General features: G+C 64.5%; 3 protein-coding genes and 1 pseudogene. All 4 read right to left on the reverse strand.

Annotation, left to right across the window (positions count from 1 at the left end; genetic code table 11):
• Positions 1–390: 390 nt before the first annotated feature.
• Positions 391–831 carry a hypothetical protein gene (locus Bequi_RS14085; RefSeq protein ID WP_249738565.1) on the reverse strand — a complete coding sequence of 147 codons (441 nt, stop codon included), beginning with the start codon at positions 829–831 and terminating at the stop codon, positions 391–393.
• A gap of 1,001 nt (positions 832–1,832) precedes the next feature.
• Positions 1,833–2,534 carry a potassium channel family protein gene (locus Bequi_RS14090; protein ID WP_249738566.1) on the reverse strand — a complete coding sequence of 234 codons (702 nt, stop codon included), beginning with the start codon at positions 2,532–2,534 and terminating at the stop codon, positions 1,833–1,835.
• Positions 2,527–3,735 carry a potassium transporter TrkG gene (locus Bequi_RS14095; RefSeq protein WP_103384717.1) on the reverse strand — a complete coding sequence of 403 codons (1,209 nt, stop codon included), beginning with the start codon at positions 3,733–3,735 and terminating at the stop codon, positions 2,527–2,529. The genes Bequi_RS14090 and Bequi_RS14095 overlap by 8 nt, the downstream gene beginning before the upstream one ends.
• Positions 3,736–3,920: 185 nt before the next feature.
• Positions 3,921–4,036: pseudogene (locus tag Bequi_RS14475) on the reverse strand (IS30 family transposase); the annotation flags it as partial.

Below are 4,036 nucleotides of genomic sequence, written 5' to 3' on the forward strand. Positions count from 1 at the left end.
CCCGTTGCCGCCTCACCCTCACCACCAATCCCGTGAACGAGGTGAGCACCGATGCACTTCCCGCGCTGACAGCCTGATCCCTATCGCCGAAGGATCGCTACACCACTTCCGGGGACTTGACCCCCACCCGCGCCATCCGCACACTCCACCGATCAGACCCCCGCCGACCGGGAGTGTTGCTTCAACGCTATGACACCACCCCCAACCCTCGGGGCCTCGACAGAGCGCGTAAACGGGCGGCAAGGGGCGACGCTCTCGTTGCTCAGGGCCCGCTGGCGACAGATCGGCGTAGCGGGCCCGTCCCCTCCTCCCATCGAGGCTCCTCGTGCGCGCCGGGGCGAGCCATCGCGTCCCAGAAACGAGATCCCGCAAATCGTGTGTACGGGATCCTCAGCCGACGTCGCCGGTAGGCGGCTTCTCGTGCGAGTCGGAGGGCAGGGGATGCTCATTGGCCGGAGTTGTGGCCGACTCCGGTTTGCCGTCCTCTGTCTTGGGCGAGGCGGCGCGCCACGGGTCGTAGAAGCGGCCGTCGGCATCAGGGGTCGAAGTCTTCCCCTGGGCTCGCTCCCATCCCCGCTTTACCTTCTCGCCGATGACCTTTCGCTTGGCCACAACGACACCCGTGGCCGAGAGCGCAGCGGCTCCGCCGACTATGACTCCAACTACCGGGCCGGGGTTCTTCATCAGGATGTCGCCTACGGGGCGAGCCTGTCGGACCATCTGCTTCGTTACCTTGTCACGCAGGCCGCCTGCAGCGGCCTCTACCAGGCTTGGATCTACACCGCGAGGATTCACGATGTATACCCGATTCAGGAACTCCAGTGGCTTCATTTGTGCAGAGCTCCCTGGTTGGTGAGCCGAAGCCCTGTCCATTCAGGGCCGCCTCGGGCAAGTTCGGATACGCAGATAGTAGCGGTGAGCCGTCAACGTTCGCCGGGCCCCGGCCTGTGTCCCTTGGGGCATACCCCACGGCACAGATCTGTCACGAAAGTGCTGTATCGGACCCTGTGTGACGGCGGAGGCTACGGTCGCGCAGCTGTCACGCAGGGTGGTACCTAAGGCCACGAATCTGTCACTTTGAGGTTGTCACGACTTCGCGGTTGTCCCACGGTTTACGGCGAATTAGCTTTCACGGAGCGTGGGAACGAGGCAGTCGATCTCTCCTTCGCGCCGGTAGCTCTCTATGTGTGGGCGGCTCGGGTCGTGGACTGCGAGCTCGAATAGCACGCTGAAGGCGTCAGCGATCTGCTCATACACGGCGGGTGCTTTACCGCGCAGGCGAAGGCGGAGATAGTCCCCGCCGGGAACGATCGTTTCGTTGAGCTCTAACGGGTTGTCGCGGTCACGGTCGAGCCGAGTGGATGACATTCGGTAGATATTCGACGCTGGGTAGATGAGGCCCATCATGCGACGGCCACGGAGAGAGTCTAAGGCATGCTCAAATTCGGGCCATGCCGACTGGATCGCCTCGAGCTCGAGGGGAACGTCACGGCTCAGCGATGACAGGGCCTCGTGAGTTACGAAGTCGATAAGGCCAAGCTCGTGTCGCGTTGGGAGTTTCCGCATGCCCAAGGTGTACACCAAATTTGGTCATTTTCTCCAGCCTCATGCGCTCACTCGTACTTCATGGCTGGCCGGATGTCATCTTGGGGTATACCCAGTGCGACAGATGTGTCGCAGAAGTGCCGATCCGGACCCTATTGGCAACCGCACCAGTCCCACTCCTCCCGATGCAGAGGCGCAAGGGGGCGCCCTGCAGAAGCACTTCACCGCGTCCGGCCTCAGCTCCGGCATCTAGCCGCGCCGAGAATGCACGTAGTGGCAACCGGGAACTACGCGGACGGCCGGCTGAAACGTTCCGCCTGTCGGGTGGGCCCGGTGACCAGGATGATGTCTCCGGCCTGCAGCACGGTGTCGGCAGCGGCGGCTTGCCACGCCCCGCCCTGGTGCTTGATGGCGCTCACGGTGACGCCATGCTTGCGTCGGATATTGCTGTCGCCGAGCCGCATCCCCGCGTAGTGAGGGTTCACCTCCGTCTTCACCATCGCGAAATCGGTGTCAATCTCGATGAAATCCTGCATGCTGCCGCGCACGATGTGCGCGAGGCGGCGCCCCATGTCCTTCTCGGGATACACGACGTGCGGAACTCCGAGCTGCTCGAGGATGAGGCCATGCGGGTCGCTGACAGCCTTCGCCCAGATATGCGCAATTGAGAACCGCAAGAGCAGTGACGTGACCAAGATGCTGGACTGGATGTCGTTGCCGATCGCGACGACCACGCGATCGAACTCCGGAATCGACAGCTGGCGCAGCACCTGCTCGTCAGTGGCATCTGCGGCCACGACGTGGGTCAGCTTCCCGTTGAGGGACTGGACGACGTGCTCACGCGAGTCGATGCCGAGCACTTCGGTGCCGTTGTCCATGAGCTCCAGTGCAAGAGACTGTCCGAAGCGGCCCAGGCCGATGACCGCCACCGCGTTCGCGGACGCGACACTTCCCGGATCGGTGCTGCGGAAGAGTCGGTGCTTAGCCAATGATCGGCCTTTCCTTAGGGAGGTCATAGAGGATCTGTCGCGGCCTCAGGGCGAGAGCCGCGGCGGCGGTGATCGGGCCCAGCCGGCCAATGAACATCAGCGCGATGAGCACGAGCTGCGCGCCAGCGGGTAGATCGGCAGTGATGCCGGTGGACAGCCCCACGGTGGCGAACGCGGAGACCACCTCGAACAAGATCTCGTCGAGCGAGAAATCGGTGAGGACCATCAGCAGGAGCGTGGAGGCAGCAACAAGACCGACGGCCAGGACGATGACGGTGATGGCCTGTCGGTGCACGGCGCGAGAGAGACGCTTGCCGAACACCGTCACGGCGCCCGCGCCCCGCAGCTCGGCCAGCATGAGGAAGAACAGGACCGCGAAGGTGGTGACCTTGATGCCGCCGGCGGTGCCGGCCGGTCCGCCCCCGATGAACATCAACAGGTCCATGCCCAGCCACGTCGCCGGATCCATCGCGCCTGTGTCGATGGTGTTGAACCCGGCCGTCCTGGTCTGGGCGGACATGGTGAACCCGTTGAGGATCCGCAGAGGCGGCGACATACCGCCGAGGGTCTCCGGGTTGTTCCACTCCAGGGCAGTGATGTAGAGCGTGCCGAGCACGAGCAGTAACGGAGTCGCGGCCACGACGATCCGAGTGTTCATCGACCACAGCCGCGGCGTCCCCAGGTGCCTACCCAGCTGCATGAGCACAGGGAACCCGACGCCACCCAGCACGAGAGCAGCACTCACAGTCAGCAGGACCACCGGGTCGTCAGCGAAGGGCATGAGGCTGTCGCTGTACAGGGCGAACCCGGCGTTGTTGAACGCGGAGACGGCGTGGAACACCCCCAGCCACAGGGCGCTGCCCCAGGGCTCGTCGTAGGCGAGGGCGAAGCGCAAGGTGAGGACCACCGCAGCCGCGGCCTCGATCGCGAGGGAGATCCGCACCACGCTGATCACGAGCGTGCGGATGTCCTCGATCCCGAAGCTCTTGACCTCCGTGGCGGCCGTGAGCCGGGACCGCAGTGAGAGCTTGCGGATGACGGCGATACCGACAACAGAGGCGAAGGTCATCACCCCGAAGCCGCCGACCTGGATGAGAGCGAGGATCACGGCCTGACCGAAGCCACTCCAGTGAACGGGCGTATCGACCACGATCAGCCCCGTGACACACAGTGCGGAGACGGCGGTGAACAGGGCCTCCATGCCGGTCGCACCACCGGGAGTAGGGGTCGCGGCTGGATGTAGAAGCAGAAGAGTCCCAACGAGAGCGGCGGCAGCGAACGCTAGGAAGACGGTTCGTGCGGGGCGAGGTCGCCGATCGACGACGCGCGCCCGAGGGCGACTGTGTAACGGCACGCGCGGAATCGTACGCCTGCGGATCGGCGATGTCAAGGCGTCGAAGCAACATGGGGCTCGCCGGCGAGCAGTCGTGCGAATGCCTCGGTGGGCGTGAGATAGCCCAGTCGGCGGCGGGGTCGATTGTTGATCTCCTCGGCGATGGTGG

This window comes from Brachybacterium equifaecis (assembly GCF_023509525.1).
In the GTDB taxonomy this organism is placed as follows: domain Bacteria; phylum Actinomycetota; class Actinomycetes; order Actinomycetales; family Dermabacteraceae; genus Brachybacterium; species Brachybacterium equifaecis.